Source organism: Pseudomonadota bacterium (assembly GCA_034660915.1).
Taxonomy (GTDB): Bacteria; Desulfobacterota; Anaeroferrophillalia; order Anaeroferrophillales; family Anaeroferrophillaceae; genus DQWO01.
The window spans coordinates 1-5,485 of sequence record JAYEKE010000031.1; the positions used below are offsets into that span (position 1 = coordinate 1).

Below are 5,485 nucleotides of genomic sequence, written 5' to 3' on the forward strand. Positions count from 1 at the left end.
GCGTGATTGAAATAGGGCAGGGGGATTTCCTGATCCAGCTTTTTGCCGACGCTGATTAAAACCGGATTTGCCTGCATCCCTGCCAGGCGCAGCATGCTGACCAGCAATGCCGCTTTGTCCCTGCAGACACCATGGCGGCGGCTGAAGGTCAGACCCACCTGGTGCGGTTCGAACCCCGGTCGGTTGGATTCTTCGGTAATTCCCATATAACGGATCTGCTGGGCGACAAAATAGAAAATGGCTGCCATTTTATCTTCCGGGGTGATCAGGTTGGCCGTCAGTTCTTTAACCATGGCCACCATTTCAGCAGTTGGCTGCAGTTTAGGTTCCACCAGCTCAAAATACCAGCGGGAGATTGCTTCCCATGAATCCAGTGAAGAGAATAAGAGTCGCATGGCCACCTGGCTGATGGGTGGCATTGATGGTTCAGGGATTACCGGCGGAACCTGGCTGAAAATCCATTTTCTGGTGGTCAATCCTTTTCCGGTTTTTTCTTTATAGGAAACACAGCCTTCGATGTTATCTTTAATCAAGTGGTGCATGGGCATGTCTGCCGGCCCGGTCAGAGTGAAATGGTAAGCGTGTACAGGAAAAAAATATTGGCCAAGGACCATGCCATAGGTATGGTTGGGGATTATGGGTTTAAAACGTTCGCGAACAGTTTGGTAATGGATAGTATCGCCGATTTCCAGCCCCGGAATATAAACCCTGATTACCCGTTGGTTAGGGTTGTATATATTCATGTTTGTGTTGCGGCTGGAAGTATCTTCCTTGGAATTTGCCGCAACATCAATGGATATCCTTTTCCCATCGGCTTTGATAATTTCCACCAGGGTTATGTCCAGCCTGCTGTAGGAGCGGTTAACATGGAAGGATTGGACAGCCTGTTCCCGTTTTCCCTGATCATCCAGAATGGTCAGGAAAATTTCATCTTCTGAACGTGATTCGCCGGAATGTGAGTAGCTGATGGATTCGTTTTCCCGGGCCAGTACCACGTGGGCATGGGGATATTCTTTTCGGGTAATCTGTTGGAGAAAATCAATATCAGCGGCTGCTGCCGCCGGCATCGTAGTGCTGAGAGCCGACAACAGCAGGAAGGCGATAAGCCAGACGAAAAACAAACGGGGTTTAGGGAAAAATATTTTAAATTTGTAATTATTTGGCATGAGATTTTTACCACAGGGTACACAGAGGTCACAGAGAAAAAACTCTCTTTTACACCCATTGCGAATTTAGTTTCGTTGAAGTATTACTCAAAAAGTATAAAGCTTGCGCTCAATCTCTGTGTTCTCAAGTGAGCATTGCGAACGGGTGGTGTTGAAAAAAGCACCTGGATAGTTACTTGAATTATATTATCCTCTATGTGAACCCGCGGGAAAAATAACTTTATTTATCAACGAGATTATAGTAAACTACCCAGGTTTTTTTTGCAACATTTCGTTGCGCGTGAGTGGCAGCTGGATTTCCAGGAGACCGTATAAATGGAATTTTATGACATTCTCAATGTGATTGGTAATACCCCGATTCTCAGGTTGACAAAAATTGCCCCGATTCCGATTTTTGCCAAGGGAGAGTATCTGAATCCCGGAGGAAGTGTCAAAGACCGGGTGGCAAAATATATGATTACCATGGCGGAGAAACGTGGAGAGCTGAAGCCTGGCTCGGTTATTGTCGAAGCCACCTCGGGGAATACCGGTATCGCGGTAGCTTTTGTCGGCATTCATCGGGGTTATCAGGTTATTATTGTTATGCCCGAAGATATGAGCGAAGAGCGGAAAAAGATTATCCGGGCTTTGGGGGCGGAGCTGGTGCTGACGCCTGCAGCTGACAGTCTTACCGGTTCGGTTAAGAAAGCACGGGAGCTGGCTGCGGGAATTCCCCAGGCCCATATCATGGGCCAGTTTGAAAATCCCGACAACCCGAAAGTTCACTATCTGACCACCGGGGTGGAAATCTGGAAGCAACTGGAGGGTAACGTCGATGCCTTTGTTGCCGGAGTGGGCAGCGGCGGCACCCTGGGAGGTGCCGGAAAGTTTTTGAAAGAACAGAATCCACATATCAGGATAGTGGCGGTGGAGCCGGAAAATTCCGCCGCCCTCCTGGGGCAGGAGCCCGGTCTGCACCAGATTCAGGGGATTGGCGATGGCTTTGTGCCGCCGGTGCTTGATGTTTCTCTCATTGACCAGGTGGTGACGGTCAGCGACGCCGCCGCCATTGAAACCACCCGCTCCCTGGCCCGTCTTGAGGGCACCATGGTTGGGACTTCATCGGGCGCTAATGTCTGGGCGGCAATTAAAGTAGCTAATGAACTGGGTCCGGATAAACGGGTGGTGACCATCCTGCCGGATCGGATTGAACGATATTTCAGCACCAGTCTGATATAACTCAACTTTCTGAGTTGCTCTAAAAAAAGCTGCAAAAAATTTACAGGGATGTTCCGGCATGGCTCTCGCTCATTCTCGCCGGCCGTCCATGGCCGGCTTGTGGGGCGCGCTAAAGCAATGTCCCCGCGTCCGCCGCTAATCACCAATGGGGGAGGGACAGTTTTAAAAACTGTCCCCACCGAGGCGTATGTAATACCCCATTGAGGGGTATAAAAAACTAGAAAAATATGTAACCAGAAATGAAGAGGTTGAAGAATTTCTAACTGAACTTCATGTTCTTCAGTCCTTCATGGTAAAGTAAAATAAAATCTGGGTTGTGGTTAAGCCCCGTTTTAGGAGTAGTTTTCATGGAATTACATGCTCAAACACTGGCATCTCTGCGGCAGAAATTGCAGCAGGGTGAAGTTAGTTCAGTTGAGATTACCAGGTCGGTACTGCAGCGGATTTCGGCCATCGATGATCGTATTGGAGCTTATCTCCTGGTTGATGAATCGGTGGCCATGGTCCAGGCTGAAAGTGCCGATTCCCGGCGGGCCACCGGGGAGACTGTTTCGCCGGTGACCGGGATTCCCATTGGTCTTAAAGACCTGCTGTCCACTGAAGGGATGACTACCACCTGTGCTTCACGCATGCTGGAGAATTATGTTCCGGCCTATGATGCCACGGTGGTTGCCAGACTGCGACAGGCTGGGACGGTTTTTTCGGGAAAGCTCAATATGGATGAGTTTGCCATGGGATCTTCCAATGAAAACTCCGCCTATCAGCAGACGAAAAATCCCTGGAATACTGACTGTGTTCCCGGCGGGTCCAGTGGCGGCTCGGCGGCAGCGGTGGCAGCGGACGAATGTATTGCCGCCCTGGGTTCTGATACCGGTGGTTCCATCCGGCAGCCGGCTTCATTTTGCGGCGTGGTGGGGTTGAAACCCACCTATGGCCGGGTTTCCCGCTATGGCCTGGTGGCTTTTGCCTCATCTCTTGATCAGATTGGTACTCTGACCAAATCGGTTGCCGATGCCGGGATACTGTTGCAGCAAATTGCCGGCTACGATCCCCATGATTCCACTTCCGTCAATCTCCCGGTTCCAGATTATCTTGCCGGCCTGCAACCGGATATCAAGGGGGTGAAAGTCGGCATTCCCAAAGAGTATTTCTCCGGGGATATCCATCCGGAAGTCCGGGCAGCGGTTCAGCAGGCCATTACTGTTTTTACCGGCCTTGGGGCCGAGATTGAGGAAGTCAGCCTGCCCCACAGTGAATATGCAGTGGCAGCATATTATCTGGTAGCCCCAGCTGAGGCCAGCTCAAACCTGGCCCGTTATGATGGGGTGAAATATGGCTACCGGGTGCCGGATGCCGTTGGCCTGCTTGATATGTATTGTAAAACCAGGGCCCTCGGGTTTGGCCCCGAAGTAAAGCGGCGGATCATGCTGGGCACTTATGCCCTGTCCGCCGGTTACTACGATGCCTACTATAAAAAAGCCCAGCAGATCAGAACGTTGATCAAACAGGATTTTGAGCAGGTTTTTTCCCATTGCGATCTTATTTTGTCTCCGGTTTCGCCGACTCCGGCCTTTAAAATCGGTGAAAAGGTAGCTGATCCTTTGTCAATGTATTTAACTGATATATTAACTATTCCGGTTAACCTGGCGGGGTTGCCGGCTCTTTCGGTTCCCTGTGGTTTTGGCAGTGGAGGACTTCCCATTGGCCTGCAGCTTATCGCCCGCCCATTTGCTGAAGATTGCCTGCTCCAGGCCGCCTATCACTATGAACAGGCAACCGACTGGCACCTGAAAAAACCGGTGATATCAAGAGCCTGATAAACGTTTTACGTAAATATTCGACTTTGTCTATAGATTGACAAATTTTTATTATTTCTCACAGAGACACGGAGTCACAGAGGGCAAATGACTCGGGTTCTCTGTGACTTTGTGCCTCTGTGAGAGTATTTTTATCTTTTCTGAAAACGTAGTCGAATGTTTACCGTTTTACGTAAATATTCGACCACTTTTCAAAAAAGCAGTAATACTTATTTTTTTGTCTCGCGCCCGTTCGCTTCGCTCACTCAAGACGCCAAGAGCGCAAAGAAAAACGACTGACGATATGGCAATTTGAACTCTTCGCGGTCTTTGCGGCTTTGTGAGAAAATTGTAACTATTCAGCACATTGCATCGTTACTCAATAAGGAGTAAACTCGGGACTGTCCCCAGGTTCACCGGGGGCTGTCCCAGATGTTTACGGACTATGAAACAATGTCGGTATGCGCCGCAAAAGCCTGGGACAGTCCCCTTTTAAACCAAAAAAGTTCGGGGACAGTCCCGGTTTTGCTCACAGCAGTGCACTTCATAAAGATGTGCTGAATAGTTACCAAAGTTGAATATTTACTAGCGTTTTACCGGAACCTCTATCTGATGGAGAATGCCGAGAATGAATTTTGAAGTTGTTATCGGGCTGGAAGTACATGCCCAACTGTTGACCCGAACCAAGATATTCTGTTCCTGTGCTACAACCTTTGGGAATGAACCCAATGCCAATACCTGTCCGGTCTGTACCGGACTCCCCGGGGCCCTGCCGGTGCTCAACCGCCAGGTGGTTGAGTATGCCATAAAGGCCGGGCTGGCAACCAATTGCCGCATTGCTGAAAAGAGTGTTTTTGCCCGGAAAAACTATTTTTATCCAGATCTACCCAAGGGCTACCAGATTTCCCAGTATGATCTGCCCATCTGCGAGGCTGGTTTTCTGGATATTATGGTCGATGGCGAGCAGAAACGGATAGGTATCACCCGCATTCACATGGAAGAAGATGCCGGGAAACTGGTGCATCCCGACGATTATTCGGGGGGCAGCTATGTTGATTACAACCGGGCCTGCGTGCCTTTGCTGGAGATCGTCAGTGAACCGGATATGCGCAGCTCCTTTGAAGCCGTTGCTTATCTCAAGGGCCTGCGGGATATCCTCATGTATCTTGAAATATGTGATGGCAATATGGAAGAGGGCAGCTTCCGCTGTGATGCCAATGTGTCCATCCGGCCCTTTGACCAGGAGGAATTCGGTATTCGAGCCGAGCTTAAGAATATGAATTCTTTCCGCAATGTCCAGCGGGC

4 protein-coding genes are annotated in these 5,485 nt (G+C 49.7%); 3 read left to right on the forward strand and 1 reads right to left on the reverse strand.

Annotation, left to right across the window (positions count from 1 at the left end):
* A partial coding sequence (locus tag U9P07_01680) for a DUF3857 and transglutaminase domain-containing protein (GenBank protein MEA2108115.1) occupies positions 1 to 1,166 on the reverse strand: 1,166 nt, incomplete at its 3' end.
* 315 nt (positions 1,167 to 1,481) lie between these two features.
* Here U9P07_01680 and cysK point away from each other — a divergent pair.
* From cysK to gatB, 3 genes are all read left to right on the forward strand, one after another.
* Entirely contained in the window at positions 1,482 to 2,384 is a 903-nt protein-coding gene (gene cysK, locus U9P07_01685; protein MEA2108116.1) for a cysteine synthase A, read from the forward strand.
* A 347-nt stretch (positions 2,385 to 2,731) separates the two neighbouring features.
* Complete coding sequence (gene gatA / locus U9P07_01690; GenBank protein MEA2108117.1) at positions 2,732 to 4,201, forward strand: Asp-tRNA(Asn)/Glu-tRNA(Gln) amidotransferase subunit GatA; 1,470 nt, start codon at positions 2,732 to 2,734, stop codon at positions 4,199 to 4,201.
* A gap of 607 nt (positions 4,202 to 4,808) precedes the next feature.
* Positions 4,809 to 5,485: Asp-tRNA(Asn)/Glu-tRNA(Gln) amidotransferase subunit GatB (gatB, locus tag U9P07_01695; protein ID MEA2108118.1), on the forward strand; the 677-nt coding region annotated here is incomplete at its 3' end.